Below are 20,981 nucleotides of genomic sequence, written 5' to 3' on the forward strand. Positions count from 1 at the left end.
TTACCTTAATACATTTCAGAGAAAGAAACCACCTTCAACTTTGCAGTAAACGGAGAAGATGCCAGAGAGGTGTTTACCCTCACTTTCACCGGTTCACCCGGCAGCAAATCCATATAGTTGTCCGATACAAAATTGTCTGTGTCTCCCTCTATCGATACAAAAACCCCACGAGCAAAAACATCACTGCTTAAAGTAACCTCGTATCCTCCCTCAACCGGGATGATCTCTTTCTGTATCCGGGCTTCCGGGTAACGCATGTCTTTCTGCTTCGCCAGAAAATAGTTGTTGACATATTCTCTTCCGCCCTTGTCCTTGTAATTCACATTCACAACAACGTCTGTTCTCGAAAGTCCTCCAAGCAGTTCATCCATATCCCCCGTCCATATAGGCGTACTCGTATTGGCAGGCACATTCACTTTCTTCACTACTTGTTTCACTATACCTCCGGTCAGTTTTAAAACACGGACGGTCAATGTCCCGGAAGTTTGTTTCAGGCGGTCGGATACGGCATAAACTTCTAATAACCCTTTCGACTTTTCTATCGGAGACACCAATATATCGTCAAATGACTTTACTGTGAAGTAATGCTGTGCCTTCCAGCGTCCGTAGTAGTCACGGCTCGACCATGAAGCCACCGGCCAGCAATCATTGTGTTGCCATACCAATGATCCCATGCAATAAGGCATATCCCGCCGGTGTGCTTCCATTGCCATCTTCATAGCATCCGCCTGGAGTAGTTGGCTCATATAGGTGAATGCCCGGAAATCTTTCGGCTTACGGTATTCAGTCAGCAGAAAGTCGTTGATCCGCTTATTGGCAGCTGTTCCTCCGCGCTGATGGGCCATCATCACTTCCGATGTAAGCTCCCAATCTCCGGCATGAGGTGCATAGCGTTTGATCGATTCAAACTCCGGGAACGACTGGAAACCGTATTCACTGAAAAAGCGACTCCGCTCTTTGTTAAACTCCGACAAGGGTTTAAGCCCCTGCCACACTTCCCAATAATGCATATCGCCCACCGTATGGTTACGAGTCCCCTTATCGTCCGAATAGGGAGAAGACTTCCGGTAACATGCTCCCGGATGATATTCTTCGACCACCTGAGGAAGTGTCACAAAATACTGGTCTTTAAACTGTTTCCATATAAGTTCCGAATAGGCCGGATTCTGCCTATCATAAGTCGGCTTCCAGTTCCAGTTGAACCAGGCATCCAGGCATTCGTTATTTCCACACCACAAAGCAATACATGCATGATTGCGCAGGCGGCGTACGTTATCAATCGCTTCCCTGCGAATATTCTCCAGCAAATCGCCTTCTGCCGGAAACATGCTGCAAGCAAACATGAAATCCTGCCAGACGAGAATGCCCTGCTCATCACAAAGTTCGTAAAAGAGGTCGTTCTCATAAATACCCCCACCCCATACGCGAAGCATATTCATATTGGCAGCCACCGCATCACGGATTGTCTTATCATAAATAGAGTCCGTAACCCGGGGCAGAAAGTTATCACAAGGAATATAATTGGAACCTTTGGCAAAAAGAGGCTTCCCGTTGAGTTCGAAATAGAAACTCTCTCCGTATCGATCGGGAGCAGTAATTACTTTCAACGAACGAACCCCCAGTTTCTGCTCTTTTACATCGATCTCCGTCCCGTTCAGATCCAGGGTCACAGCCATATCATACAGGAAAGGTTCTCCAAGCCCGTTCGTCCACCATAGTTTAGGTTTCTTCATGGTAAACGATACAGGTACTTTATTCAAACCTTTGGTCAAATGTACAGACTTACGGTTTTCCGTGCGATGATCCGTACGGTTCACCACTTTCAATTCTGCCGTCACCTCTTTATCTGCCAGCAGTTCTACCACTACATCAATAGATGCTTCGCGCTCTGTGACTGCTTTCTGATTGTAAAACACATCATTGATACGGGCATCGTTCCAGGCTTCAAGAGTAACCGGACGCCAAATGCCCGAAGTAACCAGGCGCGGCCCCCAATCCCAACCAAAATGATAACCGGCTTTACGTACAAACACCCCTACTTTACGATCAAACAGTCCTCCATTCTCCGATTGGTCATTAGAACTTCGGTATCGAAACGGAACCGCCTCCCATTTAGGCATCGCTATCTTGATGGGTGAATGCAGGTACACTTCCAGTTGGTTGTCTTTCAACTTCAAAAGAGAGCTGACATCTGCCTGCCACTCCCTGAACATATTGTCGGCAGAAAGAATCTTCTTTCCATTCAAAGTAACATCCGCATAGGTATCCAATCCGTCGAAACGCAAGATAATATTCTCTTTTGAAAGAAGTTCCGGGCTCACATCAAAAGTGGTACGATACATCCAGTCTTCTTTGTCCACCCATTGTACACCCCGCTCGTTCAAACGATAAAACGGGTCCTCAATCAGTCCGTTGTCCAACAAATCGGTATGAACAACTCCCGGGACGGTAGCCGGATACCAATTTGTACCCCGTGCCTGACGGAAACTCCACCCCTCGTGTATGAATTGTTGCAAGGGGCGGGCATCCATCATTGAAAACTGAATCGCAACCAATAACAACGTTATGATTCTATTTATTTTCATCCGGTAATTTATCTCTTCAGGTTAAACTGCTTTCTATCTACATTCCATCCTTTAACAACCAATACGGGCGCATCCTGCAGATTCTTATCGGCAGTCTCTATCGTTACAGATTTACTTTCGCCCGGCATGAGTGAAAAGAAATTGTCTGTATAGAATGACGGGCGAACCGGGCAGAGTTCCTGATCCAGAAATTGCAACTGATTGAAGAAAGCAATGGAATTGGAAGTATTCTTCAAAGTGATATCCACGAAATACTTACCCTCCGCCTTTCTTACTTTATAAGAGGTATTAAGCTTTGCCTGTTTCAGCTTAGCTAAATCTTCAAAACCGGAAGAAGTAGGACCGGTCAGTGTTTCCTTACCTTCGTATTTGTCATTGGAACGCCAGTAGAAGTTAGAAGAGACTTCTTTCCCCTTTTCATCTTTCAGCCTGAGCTTAATAAAATGTACTTGTGAGATATCCTCCGGGAAACGAATTGTCAATGCATCATTCACTACTCCGTCTGACGGTAAGTTCACCTTAGCAGACTCTTCAAATACTTTCTTACTGTTTATATCATATACCTGTGCCACTACTGTATAACCCTCAAAAGGCTTATAATAGTCATTGACTACAGATACCGTATTCTTGAGATAATCAAACTGTGCATGCAACGGTTCAAGTGCATTTGCCGTATGATAAAGAGATGCAGTTGGCTCCAGAGACCAGTCCCACATACGGGCACTGACCTGACGTACGGGACAGTTGTGATACCAGAAAAGCAATCCGGAACAGAAACGATCTCCATAATCCAGCTTGTTATAGTTCCAGACCTCCCAGATGCTCTTTGAATTCATAGCTCCCACAAACTGACCTTTTTGGGCAAATTCATCAATAGAAGAAGACTTACCGTAGTTATTTACCAGGTCTTTATACATGGTAGACATCAGATGGAAACCATTGCCATCCAGATAATCCCACACCTCTTTATTAATAGGCCACAGATCTTTTTCATCCATCATCTCCCTCAAGATCTCTACTGTAGGAAGTGTAGGAGCACCATATTCAGGATTGAAACCATCTACACGGCTACCTCTGGGAGAGGCTGTATTTTCATAATGCTGCATCGGGTTCACCTGCTTGTATGGACTCCCGTCATGTACCCCTTCACACTCCGATTGCATCTGATAGCCGCGTGTTCCGTCAAGTACCATCAGTAATTCGCGTGTACCCGTCACTTCCGAGCTTTCATTGGAAGCCACGTAATAGGCCAAAGCCGGGTGATTGCGGATACGTTTCACAGTTGATTCCACATTACTTAAATAGACTCCTTTATCCTGCGGATGGCGTGTATCTCCCGTCATCCAGAATTCCTGCCAGACAAGTAACCCGAATTCATCACAAAGCTGAAAGAAATAATCAGATTCGGCAATACCACCTCCCCAAAAACGAACCAGATTTATTCCGGACTGCTTCGTGTAACGCAATTCAGCATAAGTACGTTCATCCGAACCACGAAGCATTGCTTCCGGAATCCAGTTTGTACCACGAATGAAGATACGTTTTCCATTCACATAGAATACGCGTGATTTATCCGGTGTATTCGTATCAGAAGTAATTTCACGAATACCAAACCGCGTTTTAACAGAATCGCAAACCACTCCGTCCACAGAAACAGTCATTTTCAGTTCATACAAGTTCTGAGGCCCCTTATTGACCGGCCACCATAAACGGGGATTCTGTATATATAACTGAGGAAACTCCTCGGGAGTAAACGTAACCGTTTTGTCCTCACCACGCAGAATACGAAGCGGTTTCTCTACTATAATATTCTCACCGACAATCTCGCCTCTTACTACACAATCAATCGTATCCGTAGAGTTCAGAGGATTATTTACTTCCACAGAAATCGTCTCGCGTGCTACATCATATCCCGGCTTTTTCAATTCCGATTTGATGAACGGATGACGTAAAGCTACCGTGCCTGTGGTATACAAAGAGATACTCTTCCAGATACCTGTATTCCGATCACGGATACCATCCATAAAGGTAAAATCCCACCCCACAGTCATCAGCATCGTTGTATTCAAGCCAATGTTTCCATTACCTCCATTATGAAATTCTCCGACAGCTCCCCAAGGTTTAGACATTGTAGTGCCCGGCACATCCACCGGATAGACTTTAACGGCAAGTACATTCTTACCTCCTGTCTTCACAAAATCCGTCACATTTATATAATCGTTTATAAACATACCATTAATGGTACTCAACAGATTACCATTCACCCATACTTCTGCCCGGTAGTTGATGCCATCCGGTTGCAACCATATGTTCTTCCCTTTGAAAGACTCGGGAACCTCAAACTCCGTACGGAACCAATATGTATAAAACTCACGTCCCACCTTTGATATATCGGGGATTTTATTGGACTCCAGTTTGTTATTTAGTCCATAATAAGGTTCGGGATACTTCTCATTGTAAACAAGAGAATTCAATACAGTTCCGGGAACTACAGCAGAAAGCCAGTCACTTGTATTATATCCAAGTGACGAAACCTCTCCGGCAGAAGCCTTCACTTCATCCACTTTCTTCATTTTCCAAACATACTCCCCTTGATGGACCTCTTTAGAATCCAACCAAATCCTGTCAGTGTTTCTGGCATAATTTACATTACTCCCTTGTGTTGTGTTAGAGACAGACAGAAATAATAGCAAAAAACATAATAGCTTGTTCATCATACTTGTTACTTAATTTGTTGGAAGCAAATGTAGCCAAAGAATAAAGGATACAACATGCCCATTTTAGCCATATATAGATATAAACAGGACATGTACACCTGAAATACACTTTTGGCACAGATGCATACTCAAACACTTAGAGCCAGTATAGAGAAAATTGGTTTTTAACTCTCTTAAAAGGCCGCCTGCTATTTTAGTAAAAAATAATCAATTACGTGTATTCATACTCGCCTAATGTGTATGCTTTTGAACCTGATCCAGCTTTTAGACCCTCATTTATCGAAAATTAACCTAAACACACTCATGACAAATTTCTTATTTTGAAAAACACGAATTACAACACAGCATATATCGGAAAAACAAATTAAAAACAAGCCTCATTTACCGGAATCATCTGTAATCAGATTGCGGAAAACTCATAAACAGAAACAAGAAAAATCAGTTATACACCCATTATCCTATTGATTTTTTTTAAAACCATTCACCATTTGATTAACACTGTTAACAGAAAAAGTAATATACAATTCTTTTAATTAAAAGAGTACGTACTTTTATACCCTAAAAATACGTACTCTTATATACAAAAAGTACGTATTTAATACACCATTAAATACGTACTTTACAGAATAGACTATTATATCAACTAAATCCTTGTTTTCATTCGCTGCCTGCTAAATAAGTATAGTCTGTCCAGAATTCGTCAATGGCTCCTTCCTGAGGTAAGAAACAACTTCTGTATTTAACCATTCCTCCTTCTGCATATCCTTCAAGAGTCAGGGTATAAGCTGTTCGTTCACTCCATGAAAGTGTTTTTTCATTGCCATTCTCATCCTTATAAACAACCTCCGTATTAACTAATGTTTTATCCCGGATAGCATTTAAAATCATCTCCCATTTTTGAGTATCCTTGTTGAAATAAACAGCTTTACCACTTTTCTTTGTGTAACTACGTGGATTCAGGAAACCCGTATAGACTTCTCCGTACACCTCACCCGTAATTTCAGCAGGTAATGAATAATGCCCATACTTATCATAAATTACCACTTCAAAAACATAAGATGCTTCCTGCATATTTTCAAGTGTATACTCTAATTCCTTCTGTGAACGATCCAAATTAATCTCAACAGACTCAGTCCGGTCTTTCCAATAGATATGTGCTTTTACACCACGCGGGTCATTTTGCATCTGCCAGGTCAGTTTGATACGATTTTTCCCGGAGAAAGCTTTCAAAGAATCAGCCTTACCAATATATACTATAGGCCCGTCCTTTATAAAATCCGTATATGTGGCATCCATACCGTCACAGCCTACCATACATACTATAATAGCTGTCAGCAATGTATATAATATACCTTTTTTCATATTTATAGTTTTACTAATTTCTAAAATAAAAATCTGTTTCCTCCGGATACTACAGTTCGTCAACACCTACTCCGTAGAAAGTTAACTCCTGTATATATATAAAGCTACTTGCTTCATATTCTCCCCATGAACCATAGATTCCCCAGGTTTCCAAAACCCGGAAACGAATATACCGATAAGCCTCTGTCTCTGCCGGTACTTCAAATTCTTCTCCTGCGATGGCTGCTTTACGATCATCTTCTGTGACAGGATCATTCGGACCACCTCCTGAAACTTTCTTCGTTTCATAATCACCAATCTTAGTCCACGTTTCATCAAATTCTCCATTCGGATTCGGATTATTACTTCCATACAATTCAAACAGGTGGACATGTCCTTTCACATATGCCTCCACTCCAACAGAAGTGTTATCATGACGTGTATGATAAACAAAACGACTGAACTGATATTTTTTACCCAAATCAATGGTAATATGACGTGGCATGGTTATATTCTTCGAATGATACATCGGTAAACCAATTGTCCTTCCATCCCAAACACATTCAATCGCATTTCTCTGTTCGGATGCCCATTTATGGCATTCCCATTCATCCGTAGGTAACTTGGCATTTTTAAATAACTTCTTATCACATTCCACTTCAAGAATCGGAGTAGTGATAAACGAAACGGTATCAGACAAATTTCCCCAACGGTCACGTACATAGAAACCAAATTCGGTTTCTACCGCATCTTGTCCATGTATAGCAAAATTTCCGGAAGGTGCTTCAGTATAATGCATATAGAGTTGTATCCATTTACCATCCGGCTGCTTTTTCAAAACTCCGATGCTTACTTTGGCTTTTGTGGTATTTTCAAAATTAACTTTTACTCCCGAGAAGGTTTTATCATACTCCAATGTATGGCAGATCTCCTGAAAAGCCGGAGTTTTAGCATCAATGTCCACAATTACCGGCGCCGAAGCAACTTCGCCATAGCCCACCGAATACAATTTAACCTGGTGTAGACCTCCACGTTGTAGTCCTTCAACCACAAGTGAATCAACATAATATGAAGCTCTTGCATCTGCTTCAACACCCGGTTTCATTTCATAAACCGCTTTCACATATTTCAGATTAGGATCATCCGGAAGGGTATAGTAGATAATAGCGCCTCCATTCTGATTTTTCACTTCTCTGACAGTTACCTGTTGCGGAGCTTCCTTACTTCCCGATGCGTAATTCACATCCGCATCACCGTTACAGGCTGCAAACGAGATTATACCGGCAGCCAGCACGAATAATTTACTATATTTCTTAATCATAGGAATTCTTTTTAATTTGAGATTTCTTTTCATTACCACCCGTAATTCTGCTTCAAGTTCTTATTACGCCAGGTCTCAGCATCTACAATCGGCCAGAAATAATCACGTACAGTAAATGTCTGATTATAAATCAATGTTTCTTTATAATAATCATCTGCCGAATTGTATAATAAATTCCAACCGGTAACAGGTTTATTAAACTCTGTCAACGCTTTTTTCCAACGACGAATATCCCAATAGCGCTGTCCTTCCAGAGCCAATTCAATCAAACGTTCCTGATGAATAATCTCGCGTAAACCGGTTTGATCTTTAAACTTCTCCGGATCCGTAGAATGATTGGTCCATGCAGTTTCTACGCCTTCCAGTCCGGCACGTTCACGAACCTTATCAATCCAGGGCAGTACCTCTGTATATGGAGCTTTGATTTCATTCAATGCTTCGGCATACAACAAATAGAGATTAGCCATACGCATAATCGGGAATGGATACTTCTGATAAGTAATGTTGGTCTTTGTCAATACTGTTTCATCGTGTACCAGTTTTTTGGGCCAGATACCGGACATACACCAAGAAGTTTCAAATGCATTGGCAGCAGGTTCACCGGCACGTGCCTTCAGATAATTCGATTTGGAAACATCCTTAGTCCCTTGTCCCATCCAGATTCCTCTGTCAAATCCCAAAGAAGCATAATAACGAGGTTCGCGATTCAGGTTGAAGTTAGCTGTCCATTGATCTTTCGCCATATAAGCAGCATTATCGTTTCCAACTTTAGCAGCAGCAAACCGGTTTTCATAATTCCATTCCTTGTCTTCTTCCATCGGTATACCATTTTTGGTATAATATTGCTCGGCTATTTTCAGTGAAACACCCATGTTACCTGTTGCTCCACTTGAATTATTCACCGTTTCGGATGTCCATCCACGTGGCATGCAATGTCCTTGATACTGGAACCAGGAATTGGAATTCTCCCAAATCATTTCACAGTTCCATCTCTCGTACAAAATCTGGCGTAACTGCATCACTTGTTTCGCATCATCCGACATATTACTATAGTCGAAATACTCCATCTTAAACAAATCATATCCCACACCTTTACAGAATTCGATAGCCTGACGGCAAGCCTCTGCCGCATCTTCCCACTTTTTCAGTTTCTCAGCTTCTGATTTTTGGGGATTGAAAATCTCAACTCTCCGGTTATCCGTGAATCCGAGATAATCCGTATTTCCATTGAATAGCGGACTTGCAGCAGTCATCATTATCTCTGCTTTCATAGCATAGACAACCGCTTTGGACACACGTCCCAATTCTTCAGTCTCATTTTCTATCTTATCGAGCATATACGGATTATCAATGACCTCATCCAACAGACTAATGATATATTCAAAACATTCGTCCAACGTATTACGATATACCTTCGTCTCATCTGTAGGAGCGTCTACCGAAATATTTTCCTTCACCAAGGGAATCGGCCCATACATACGTACCAACCAATAATGATAGTATGCTTTCAGAAACTTCACTTCACAGATCCAACGTTCTTTTTCCGATACATCCATATCAGGCACCTTACCAATATTCTCCAGGAAAATATTACAATCCCTTAAACCACGATACAGATTCTTCCCTTCCTGTGCTCCATTCCAATAATTAAAATAAGGGTCACTGGAACGTTGCATTCCATGTGAAAGATACCAGGCAGGTTTCACGTTGGAATTATCACGATGATAAGTTGTGAAAACAAATTCATCACCGCCCAAAAAGCCCGGATCACTTTTAGAGCCATGGGCTGGCATATAGTTATAACAAGTAAAGAGGAATTTCTCCGCTTCGGTACGCATTGTAAAAGCATTGTCTATTGTAGCAATATTATCGGGTACAATATCCAGATAATTATTACAAGATCCCAATGACAGCGATGCTGCTAATAATAATATATTTAGCTTTTTCATTGTATCATTCTTTTTATTAGAAGGTCAGATTCAGACCAATATTATATATTCTCTGTACCGGATATTTCAACCCGTCACCAGCTTGTTCGACATCCCATTCTTTAAATTTACTGAAGCAAAACAGATTGTTTCCGGTGAAATACACACGCAGGTTCTTCAATCCGGCCTTACGGATTAAGTTTTGTGGCAATGTGTAACCTATTTCCACTTGCTTAACACGCAGGAAAGATCCATCACGCATAAACCAGGTACTTCTCTTTGCATTATTTTCAATAGAACTGTCAGCCAGACGAGGCCATACAGCATAAATATTACGATTGTTCTCCGACCAATGATCGTCTGCAATAAACTTTGCTAACTGATTATTTTCGCGAACACCGGTTGACGGATCGTCAAAGAAAGGAGAAACCTTACCATAATCAATCCAGAATGATTCTCTTGCCAATCCTTGGAAGAATACGGAAATATCAAAGTTCTTAAATCCGTAAGAAGCTCCAAAACCATACACAATCTCCGGATCGGTAGGATATCCGATAGGTACCTCATCGAGTTCCGAAATGATACCGTCTCCATTCACATCGCGGTATTTGATGTCACCTGCACCATACTCTCCAAACTGAACCGGAGAGTTCTTAACTTCTTCCTCATCTACAAACAATCCTTCGGCGATATATCCCCATTGCTGACCGATAGAATTGCCTACATGCTTTTTCCACGGAGCATTCGGATAATCCAGTTCCTCATATTCTACATACTCATTAGTAGCATAAGTAAAGTTAGCCCGCAATTGCAACCAGGTTTTATTACTAAAGTATTTATTATAATCCATCGAGAGGTCTACTCCATGAGATTTCGCCTTACCAAGATTGGCTTTTGGAGTTACCCAAAGTCCCATTGTTTTAGGTATATCTTTTCTCTCCTGGAATATATTAGAGCGATTCTCCATATAATATTCCGCAGTAATATTCAGAGCATCCAGAACGGTCATTTCCAAAGCAAAGTTTGTTTTCTTGGCAATCTCCCAAGTGATATTAGGATCAGCATACCTACTTACCGAAATTCCGTTCCGACGATAGGCTCCCTCATTATAACCGAAACTTGCTCCGGAACCACTGTTGTTCATATTAATTTCGGATAAATAAAGAAAACGGTCTGTATCTTTTGCAATATTATCATTACCAACCAAACCATAAGAGGCACGAAGTTTCAAATTCTGAATATACGGAGTCACCGGCTGGAAGAATTTTTCATTAGAAATAACATAAGCAACACCTGCAGACGGGAAGAATCCCCAGCGCTGACTTTTATCAAAACGTTCGGAGCCATTATAACCAAAGTTTCCCTCTATAAAATAACGATTATCATATGAGTAAGTGAGACGTCCGGAAAGACCGACATTGCGTTTGGGCAATGTAGTCTGAAGAGTTTCAGCATTAGGTTGCTGATTATTACGCAATTGCATAACTACCAGTCCACCCACTCCATGTTTTCCAAATTCGCGGTTATAAGTTAGAGCCGCTTCCATATACATATTAGCCTGAACAGTCTTTTCACCCTTGCCAAAGTCCAAATACTCAGTACCTCCGTCCGGATTAATAATATCCACCATATAAGTCTGATCCATATAATTGTACTGTCCCAACTTATAGTAGAACGGTTTGTATTGACGACTGGTAGAATAGGTAGCCAAACGGGAAGTATTGAACAATCCACGTAACTTCAATCCCTTTGTCACAAAATCCAGATCCTGATGTAATTCAAACTGTGCTTCCATCTTATCTCGTCCGGACTCTTTGTATCCCTTAACTAGTTCTGCATACGGATTGATATATTTACCATCACCATAATTACCGAACATAATGTGTTTCAGATAGGCATGATCAGCATCTTTCTCATAAGTAGCCGGGAATAACACAGGATTGGTCTGCATTATTTTTCCATACAAATCAGAACCGCCATTCAACGGACCATTATAGTCCTCAAATGAACCGTTCATGCGAACCATCAACTTAGTTGTTTTAGTTAGCTTGATATTTACATTAGAACGCAGCGAATAATTACGTATCTTAATATTATTGTTGAAATTGTTGGCTTTATCTACTTTCAGTATACCATTGTCCTGACTGAACGAGCCGGCTACATAATAATTAACCACACTACCACCACCGCTGATATTCAGGTTTACACGCTGATTCATCGTATAGTTCTTCAGCAGCTCCTTTCTCCAGTCCGTTACAGGATAAATGGCAGTTGGATGTCCCGGAACCGTATTGTCAATTTTATCTTCCGAATATAACAATGCATGCAAAGGATCACGGGTCAGGATAGCCTCATTGTGCAATTTCATATAAGTTATAGGATCTGCCAGTTCCAGCATTTTAGTAGGAGTTGAGATCGAATTCTCAACACGTAAATTTAGTTTCATGGTACCGGCCTGTCCTTCTTTCGTTTTTACCAGAATAACTCCATTGGCACCACGTGATCCATACAAAGCTGTTGCCGTAGCATCCTTCATGATAGAAAAGCTTTCAATGTCGTCCGGTTGTAAACGCGACAAATCTGCAGTACTTACCTCTATATTATCAATTAATATTAAGGGCGATTTGGCGTATCCGAACGAAGTAACTCCACGTACAAAGAAATTTGAGTCATCTACTCCAGGTTCACCCGTACGTTGATAAGAAATCACTCCGGCTACACGCCCTGCAAGCGCATTCGTCAAATTACTGGTCGGTACTTTCAGTTCAGAAACCTTCAGTGTACTGATTGCACCGATTACACTCTCTTTCTTCTGAGTACCAAAAGCAACCACTTCTACTTCGTCCAATGTGCGGGAATCTTCATATAAAATAATATTAATCGTTTTATCTTTAACGACTTTCTCCGCTGAAACATAACCAATGAATGAGAACTCCAAGACAGCGCCTTGTGCAACCCCCGCTAATGAGTAATTTCCGTCCAGATCAGTTGCCGTTCCTTTTTGAGTACCTTTTACCCTCACAGTAGCACCGGGAATTCCATTTCCTTCTGAATCACTAACCCTTCCCTTTACAGTAAATGTAGCTTGTGGTGTTGCATACGACTCCGGTGTTGATACGGAGTAAAAAGTTTCGTCCAATGCATAGGCTTCGACAGTCATTGCCAATCCGAACGACAAAACAGTAGCCATTAAAACTGACTTTTTAGAAAGTGGCATAATACCTTTAGGCCAACAATGCCTGCAAGTCACTTTTTTTTGAGCATCAAGTGTTTTTTGCATAATTGTGTGTTGATTAATAATGAAATAGTAATAGTTACAAATTAAAAAAGAGATAATAATAAGATTCTTTTCTACCTATCCGGATTTCAAATCAAGGAGGATGTTTTTTCATATACATAATATTAAAGATTTAATAAACAAAAATTCACCTGAACAAATATTTTTACCTTAAAAATAACTGAAAAAGAGAATTATTTTCTGTTACAAATATATGCCGTACCCCCTCAAACGAACATGCCTAATCTCGCCATAAATGTAACATACCAACACTTGCAGTATATTATACTATTTTTGCACTATTGATAACAAAAAAGAGAAGAGTAAATAAATCCACAAAAGATGTATACTTCCCAAATACACGATTCCAAAAGCATACACCATTTTACCAAAAAATGTATCTGTTCTCGCCTAATATGTATTTTTTAGAACATTATTGTTCCTTTATACATTTAATTACCAATCCGTATAAATAAAAAATATCAATTCAAGACTATATGATAAACACCACTTCTTAATACCGGCAAAAATACCTTTCCGTCTTTTAATATCGTTTTTACCAACTGTCCGTTAACATTTACTTTATTTATATCTTTTTTTGCCGGAAGAATCACTTCCGCTTCGGCATTTCCGGGTACTCTTACCTTCATTAAAAAAGTTTCACCAGTCTGATTATACTCCACCGTTACTGCCCCTTTAATAGTAGGTACTTTAGCTTTCGCCCATTTCAACTCTCCCAATTGAGGTTTAATCTGAAACTTGTTCCAGCCCGGAGAAACCGGTTTTACTCCTATTAATTCCCGCATAATAATATTACCGGGAGCAGCTCCCCAAATATGGTTCCAGTCTTGATTACCTTTATATTTATTTCCCCATGCTTCCATCGATACTGTACTCCCCTCACGAATCATATTATACCAACTTCTGTCATCGGTAGAATGCATCAATGAAAGTCCATAATTTCCATCTTCCGCCCCATATACTGCTTCCAGCAGAAATTGTGCAGCATACACACTGCAAGCCATTCCCTTACTGCGAATATATTTCATAACAGGCGCCTTATCCTTTTCATCTACTAATCCGAAAGCCAATGGGAAAATATTGGCATGTAAAGAAGCGTGTTCTGTATTATCACTGTCCCGATAACGTTTGTTTTTCCTGTCCCAGAACAGGCGTTGGAAACTCTTTTTCACACGTGCCGCTTTCTTTCTGTAAAAGAGTTCATCCTCTTCATTACCCAATGCCCTTGCCATTTTTGACATTAATACTAAATCACGATAATAATATGCGTTAATAACTGATTTGCAGGCATTATCTACAACAAATCCATCGCGTTCTGTCATCGGCCAGTCAATAATATCCTTAATACTTTTTTTATGATGTATCTTTGCCATTATTTGCGGATTCTTCTGTTTTTCTGTGCCCGATACAACAATCAAACCATTTTCTGTCTCAAAATCCATCAGGCATTTGGCTTTCAAATCATCATAATAATAACGGATAGAACGCAAATCACCGGTATAAAGATAATCCAACCATGCCGTCATTACAGAAATCTGAATCCATTCTGTAGGCCAGGTAGGATGGGTAATAGAGTACTCATGTGAATAACGTGGCAAATTATATTCATCGTCAACGCAATAAGCTGTCAGTTGCCCGATATAATTATCTCCTTCATAAGGCAATCGTTCGCGATCCCCATCGATAAATTGCCCTGTGAAAGAAGTTGCCTTTACACTGTATTTACATAATTCCCATACCTGATTCAAAATGTTATCCGAACATTCAAAATAGGAAGCCTCATCATTATAAGGATAGTACACAGCATTGCGTACCAACAAGGTTTTATCGGCACTACCCTGATAGTTTTCCAGTTCCACATAACGGAAAGGAACCACTTCGCCTATATAATCAGGCATCTTAATGCCACCGCCACTGTGACGAAACTGAATCTGATAAGTATGAGTTCCGGAACGTAAGGGAATACGATATCTACCATATCGAATATTACCACCGGGTTTTCTGTTTACACACCCTTCTGATGTCATCGCTTCTCCGGTATGTACAAGTACTGTATCCTGACCGCTATCTGAAGTCAGAGTCAGATAAAGTTGCCCACAGAAGGCTGCCTTACCAAAATCCGCCACCAATACTTTGTTTTTCACATTTTGGATATAAACAGGCATTTCCTGTTGTTTTTGAAGAGGATACCGTGCAGTCGCATGTTTCTGTAATTCCTTATCTGTCAAGAAGACAGCTACATCAGAATAGGAGCTTTCCGTTTGCTTCTCATCCCATATCTTTACTTTCCAAAAATAAAGATGATTGCCGACAAGAGGCTTTCCATCATAGATTATACCGGATGACTGTGTGCTCTCCACCTTCCCGGAATCCCATACATCCCCTTTGTTTTCCTTCAACTTTGCTTCTGTACTTGCCACTATAATCTGATAAGCCGTCTGCATCGTCGCTCCCGACTCACAACAAGGGATATTCCAGCCAAAAGAAGGGGTCTGTGTAAGAATTCTCACGCACTCATGCTTGCCTGACATAGCAGCTTTCCATTCCGTCGGAACAGCGAATCCGTGCACAGACTGATAATCAGTCTGTAACAACAAATCACAGCGCAATTGGATCGGTACATTCACCTCTTGAGAAAATCCGGATACACAGTAACACATTACGAAGAGAAAAAAAAGTGACCTACACGAAGTAATATTCAATAGATATTTCATAAACATAACACTTTATTTATTTAGAAAATTACAAATCTTACTACACACATACAAAATTTTGACTTTCTATAAAGAGTAAAGGATGATTCACCCAATATAACGTATTATAATGCCAGTTCAATATAAGCATACTAACTATTTCTATAAATAACTAACCCGCCATTAAACTATATTTTAGTAATGACGGGCAGTTAATAGTATTCTAAATTATATAGAACTCACATTAAACCAAAAACGACACTTACCTCTTAATAATTTTAACTATCTCGTTTTCAATTTCTACCAAATAAACTCCATTGGAAAAAGACGAAATATCTAAAACAGACTTGTCAGTTTGCAGCATGATACTACCTGTTAAATCATATACGGTTACCATTGAAGCCGAAGCCTTATTTGTAATGGTGATTTTCCCTTTTGTTACACGCGGATAAATCAATAAAGAAGATTCTTTCTCGGTTATCACATTTGTTATTCCTTCTATATATAAATGTTCCGGAGTCACTTTCGGTTGCTGATCTACAGAAACATTCTTCAATACCGGAAGTGAATATTTCCCGCTACCCATCGTCCATACACCATCGGTTACATCAAAATTCCAACCGAGGGCCAGATAAGTAGATTCTTCATTTAGTTCCTTTTTTGTTTTCCCTAAACCATTATTGTTATTTTCCATACCATCAGTTACAACTTTACCATCTATCAACATTTCATCAAAAGCTAAATTTCCGGAGAATGAAGTTTTTGAACTGTTTTTTACCCAACCAATGATACGTCCCGCCGATTTTGCAGAAATAATATCAGGATTTAAAGCAACAGAATTTTTCACTGTATAATTCTTGCCAGCATCGTTTGTTCCTCCCACAAGCCCACCGGCAGATTTATCATTATTGGTAGATTTAACGACACTGGTGCAATAACAATTTTCCATCGTTACATCACGATAGGCCGTTCCAATCAAACCACCTGCACCATCAGCACCTATTATCATCTTATTTGCCACATAACAATTGCGTATAGTCACCACAGTAGTTGTAGAAGTATATCCCATAATACCACCGGCTGCCGAATTCTTTGCTTCAACCACACCCCCTTTCACAAAGCATTCTTCAATCACTATCCCTGTGGTTGAATAAGGAGTATGACCTACAAAAGTTCCTACATTTTTGAGTCCTGTAATCTTCTTATCCTCCGGAATAACTAAACCAATTCTTTTTATCGTACCTCCGGATAAACTCCCGAAAAGTCCGATATTTTCAGTTTCCGGTCTTTCGATCCAAAATCCTGAAATAACAAAACCGTTTCCATCCAGTGAGCCTTTAAATCCGTTTATCGGTTCCCAACCTTTAACTGGCGAATTTTGCGTAATCCAGTCTGTTAAATCAATATTATTCATCAATCTGTAATGGGCGGTAAGGTTATCCCGTACTTCGTCCAGTTCTACTGCCGTCGTTATCAGATAAGGACTTTCAGCATTTCCGCTGCCATTACCACTGAATGCACTTACTTGCATCGTAAAAACTCCTGCGTTTGCCCAAGCAAAAAACGCCAATAATAAATATTTCTTCATAATGTTTGAGTATATATTAACAAAAAGAATCATTATATCCTGATTTCATTTTTGGAATAAAACCATTATTTAATTAAACATTTAACTGTTTCACTTCTTAGTTGCGGGTTTGATAAACTAACCAAATAAAATCCGTTGTCCAACCGACAAGTATAGCTATTTGAAATTTCTTCGGTAACAATCGTATGTCCAAGCAGATCCCTGATTTCTAAAGTGACAGGTTCTATAAAATCCGTCAGTCTAACTGTTAGTGTATTATTCTGACTGGTTATTTGAAAAGTCTTCCTATCTGTATTTTTAACAGAAGTCAAGTTGTTTGTAAACACACATTTGAATTTCATCTTATTTCCTGAATAATCTGTTATGACAAGCTCATCATTCTCTTGTATGAAATATGACATACTATTCAAAACGTACGACAGATTCCCTTCAAAAGAAATATTACTTAAAAATTTTTCAGTAGTAAGGTTTTGTACATTTTCTTTCGTATTCAAAATCTTTATCTTACGATTTTCAAAATCAATGTCGTATTCTTCTGATTCAATCGTCCATCCCAACACTTCTATCTCATATAAAGACGGATAAGCTGTTGAGGCATTACCTCCAAGAACTTCCACCCGTACAAACCGACTTTTATTTTGAAGATTATCAGATACAGCATTTGGTTGAGTATTTCCTGAACGGTCTACCTCTATCTCAAATTCTTTCTCATTACCAGCAGTCTTTATATGATACTGATAAGTTCTACTTCCATTGGGATTAAACCAATGAATTGTAATTTTATTTAAGACATACTCTTTTCCTAAATCTATCTCAAGCCAATGAGGGTTCTTGTCTTTTGACGCCCAGCGCGTATTATAATCTCCATCTACTGCATAACAGGCTAAATTATCCTCGTTCGTCTGTTCAGAATCTGTTGTGATATTTTTCTTTAGTGCAATATGTCCGGCAATAAATTCATAAGTTGCTTTATTTTGGCTATCTTCAGACGTTACAACTATTTTCATTCCAAGACTAACCATTCCTTTTGTAACAGGTGTTTTGCCATCAGCCTCTACGACAATAAACGTAGCTCCGTCAAGAGCTTGTAAATAGGAATAGATTTGCTCAACAGAAATATTTTCCTTAAAGATGATTCGCTTATTATCATTGTCCACAACAAGCTTATCAGATTGCAAAGTAGTTGTAGTACCGGCAATTTTAGTCCACACAACCTCGTCAGTATATTCTTTCTGCTCCTGTGTACCTACCACCTTAATCTTATTCTCAGTATTTGCCAAAAGTATTATATCATCCCACTTAAAGAATCCGCAACGAACATCTTTTGATACGATTTTCCCTTTAGACTCTCCGTTTACGAACAGTTCCACCGATTCACAGTTAGAATAAATGCTTATAGGAGTAACCTCTTCGTTCCTGTTTGTATATCTTCTGCTGGTGATATATACAAATGGTTCATTACTCCAATTTGCCTTATAGGCATAATAACTATCTTTTTTTACTTTCCGATCATAAGTGATCAAACCTTTGTCGTTCACTCCGTGTTGATCACCCTCTTTTCGAGCGTCTGAAGCAAAATCAAATATATTCCATAAAAAGGTTCCCCATACGAAATCTCGGGTAGAGATATCAATGATAGCCTGTTCGTGAACTTTATTTTGATACTCCTCCGGATGAAAATCCCCCCCGTTTGTTACTGGCTTTGCTGGATTTATCTCATGATGGTAAATACTTCCGCCAGCTCCATATTCTGAAAGTGCTGTAGGCCTTGATTCGCTATCTTTAAAGCTATCTAATTTACCGCTGAATAGAGGATTTTGCACATACCATCCGGGATAATAATTCCAGGCGAAGACATCCGAATCCCAATTTTTAGCGGTATGGTGGTTGGTAGCTTGGACAGTCAGGCGAGAAGGATCTTCCGCATGAGCCAATTCGTTCAGCTCTTTCATCAGGACTCTCATGTGAGTATCATGTTGTTCTCTGATCTCATTTTGTAATCCCCAAAAGAAAACCGACGGACAATTATAGCGTTGACGAATCAACTCCCTCAATTGATCTTTGGTCACTTCATTGAAAGACTCAGCCGTTCCCGGACGGTCTACAAGAGGTATTTCGGTCCATACAGCCAAACCATAACGGTCGCACAGATCATAGATATAAGGATCGTGCGGGTAATGGGCAAGACGAATAGCATTCGCCCCCATATCATATATCATTCCAAAATCTTCGTTTTGCTCTTTATCAGTAACGGCATATCCCATATTATACCTGTCTTGATGCTTGCCAACTCCACGCAAAGGATATAACTTACCATTCAAAAAAAATCCCTCTTTTGTTACAGAATAATATCTAAACCCTACGTATTCGGAAACCATGTCAATGACATTTCCATTTTCTTCAATTTCTAAATCGACAAGGTAACGATAAGGATCTTTCTTACCATTCCAAAGATGAGGTCTCTCAATGGTTATCTTTTTTTCAAACCGATATGATTTTCCCGGTTCTATTGTCACCAACTCGTTCAATGATTTTATTACTTTTCCACCCGGACACATGGCAGTTACATCAAATGTAGGTTTAGAAACATCCGCTATAGATTCAAAACTATCCGGATTTCTTAACTTCCCATTAATAATGACCGTCTTGGATTCTGACGAATGATTAAATATAAGGGCTTTTATCTCCAAATCCGCACTTGATTCACTGACATTGACAGGAGTTAGATAAAGTCCGGAAGAACCATTGTCCATCAAATCAACATGCACCGGATCAACTACGATTAGAGATACATTTCTATAGATACCTCCTAATACTGAAAAATCTCCACCTAACGGCATAATTTCTTCCGAATGACGGTTATCTACCTTTACTGCAATGATATTTTCTCCGGGTTTCATCAGCGAAGTAATATCAAAACGAAAAGCAGTGTATCCACCTTTATGAATTCCTGCCGATTTACCATTTACAAAGCATTCGGCTTGTAGACAAGCTCCCAAAAACTCGATATATAATTTCTTACCGTTATAGGAATCGTTCCATGGTAATGATTTTCTATACCAACCTACAGTTCTCAAATAATTATTACCACCATCCTGTGCATCAGTGTTATTCCACGTATGTGGAATATTTATAATACTCCAAGATTTATCATCAAAATCGACAAATGCCGGATTATTCGACAATATTTTACTTTGGAACTTCCAACTGGCATTGATATTAATTTTTTGCCTTCCTATCTCATTTCCAAAAGCAAACTGACAAGAAAGAATAATACCTAATACTAAAATTAATTTTCTCATAAATAGTTGATTTAAAATCAAGAATATAGAAATACCATATTAGTTCTAAAAGCAGATCAATATTATCAGATTATTTTACCCCGTTTTCCGATATAGTTTACTTTCTAATCCATATGGTATTTAATCATAAATTGAATTCCCATGAGAAACCGATGTCACATAATGTCCTCATGGGAACTTATAAAGATATTTACTCTCTTATTTTTCA

General features: G+C 39.6%; 9 protein-coding genes. All 9 read right to left on the bottom strand.

Translation table 11 applies throughout. The features are described 5' to 3' along the window. Positions 1-5 precede the first annotated feature (5 nt). Positions 6-2,585, bottom strand: a complete 2,580-nt coding sequence (locus ACESQI_RS17885; RefSeq protein WP_373126621.1) for a glycoside hydrolase family 2 protein — start codon at positions 2,583-2,585, stop codon at positions 6-8. A gap of 8 nt (positions 2,586-2,593) precedes the next feature. After that, positions 2,594-5,299: a sugar-binding domain-containing protein gene (locus ACESQI_RS17890; RefSeq protein ID WP_373126638.1), complete on the bottom strand. Its 2,706-nt coding sequence runs from the start codon at positions 5,297-5,299 to the stop codon at positions 2,594-2,596. A 660-nt stretch (positions 5,300-5,959) separates the two neighbouring features. Next, positions 5,960-6,664: a DUF4998 domain-containing protein gene (locus ACESQI_RS17895; protein ID WP_007487277.1), complete on the bottom strand. Its 705-nt coding sequence runs from the start codon at positions 6,662-6,664 to the stop codon at positions 5,960-5,962. Positions 6,665-6,713: 49 nt separating this feature from the next. Then, the gene (locus ACESQI_RS17900) at positions 6,714-7,964 is read right to left on the bottom strand and encodes a DUF5000 domain-containing lipoprotein (protein WP_002562234.1); all 1,251 of its coding nucleotides are present in this window, start codon (positions 7,962-7,964) and stop codon (positions 6,714-6,716) included. A 32-nt stretch (positions 7,965-7,996) separates the two neighbouring features. Further along, entirely contained in the window at positions 7,997-9,913 is a 1,917-nt protein-coding gene (locus ACESQI_RS17905) for a RagB/SusD family nutrient uptake outer membrane protein (protein WP_373126622.1), read from the bottom strand. Between the two features lie 16 nt (positions 9,914-9,929). Next, positions 9,930-13,172, bottom strand: coding sequence for a SusC/RagA family TonB-linked outer membrane protein (locus ACESQI_RS17910; RefSeq protein ID WP_373126623.1), 3,243 nt, complete (start codon positions 13,170-13,172; stop codon positions 9,930-9,932). A 479-nt stretch (positions 13,173-13,651) separates the two neighbouring features. Beyond that, on the bottom strand, positions 13,652-15,904 hold the full coding sequence (locus tag ACESQI_RS17915) for an alpha-L-rhamnosidase C-terminal domain-containing protein (protein ID WP_373126625.1): 2,253 nt from the start codon (positions 15,902-15,904) through the stop codon (positions 13,652-13,654). A 241-nt stretch (positions 15,905-16,145) separates the two neighbouring features. Next, on the bottom strand, positions 16,146-17,471 hold the full coding sequence (locus ACESQI_RS17920) for a T9SS type A sorting domain-containing protein (RefSeq protein ID WP_157457880.1): 1,326 nt from the start codon (positions 17,469-17,471) through the stop codon (positions 16,146-16,148). Between the two features lie 65 nt (positions 17,472-17,536). After that, positions 17,537-20,773, bottom strand: a complete 3,237-nt coding sequence (locus tag ACESQI_RS17925) for a glycoside hydrolase family 2 TIM barrel-domain containing protein (RefSeq protein ID WP_373126627.1) — start codon at positions 20,771-20,773, stop codon at positions 17,537-17,539. Positions 20,774-20,981: the final 208 nt, after the last annotated feature.

This window comes from Bacteroides sp. HPS0048 (assembly GCF_964240755.1).
GTDB lineage: Bacteria > Bacteroidota > Bacteroidia > Bacteroidales > Bacteroidaceae > Bacteroides > Bacteroides nordii.

Bases quoted from the DNA above. Each gene is read 5' to 3' on its own strand.
- ACESQI_RS17885 (WP_373126621.1), bottom strand. From the start codon at position 2,585: ATGAAAATAAATAGAATCATAACGTTGTTATTGGTTGCGATTCAGTTT.
- ACESQI_RS17890 (WP_373126638.1), bottom strand. From the start codon at position 5,299: ATGAACAAGCTATTATGTTTTTTGCTATTATTTCTGTCTGTCTCTAAC.
- ACESQI_RS17895 (WP_007487277.1), bottom strand. From the start codon at position 6,664: ATGAAAAAAGGTATATTATATACATTGCTGACAGCTATTATAGTATGT.
- ACESQI_RS17900 (WP_002562234.1), bottom strand. From the start codon at position 7,964: ATGATTAAGAAATATAGTAAATTATTCGTGCTGGCTGCCGGTATAATC.
- ACESQI_RS17905 (WP_373126622.1), bottom strand. From the start codon at position 9,913: ATGAAAAAGCTAAATATATTATTATTAGCAGCATCGCTGTCATTGGGA.
- ACESQI_RS17910 (WP_373126623.1), bottom strand. From the start codon at position 13,172: ATGCAAAAAACACTTGATGCTCAAAAAAAAGTGACTTGCAGGCATTGT.
- ACESQI_RS17915 (WP_373126625.1), bottom strand. From the start codon at position 15,904: ATGAAATATCTATTGAATATTACTTCGTGTAGGTCACTTTTTTTTCTC.
- ACESQI_RS17920 (WP_157457880.1), bottom strand. From the start codon at position 17,471: ATGAAGAAATATTTATTATTGGCGTTTTTTGCTTGGGCAAACGCAGGA.
- ACESQI_RS17925 (WP_373126627.1), bottom strand. From the start codon at position 20,773: ATGAGAAAATTAATTTTAGTATTAGGTATTATTCTTTCTTGTCAGTTT.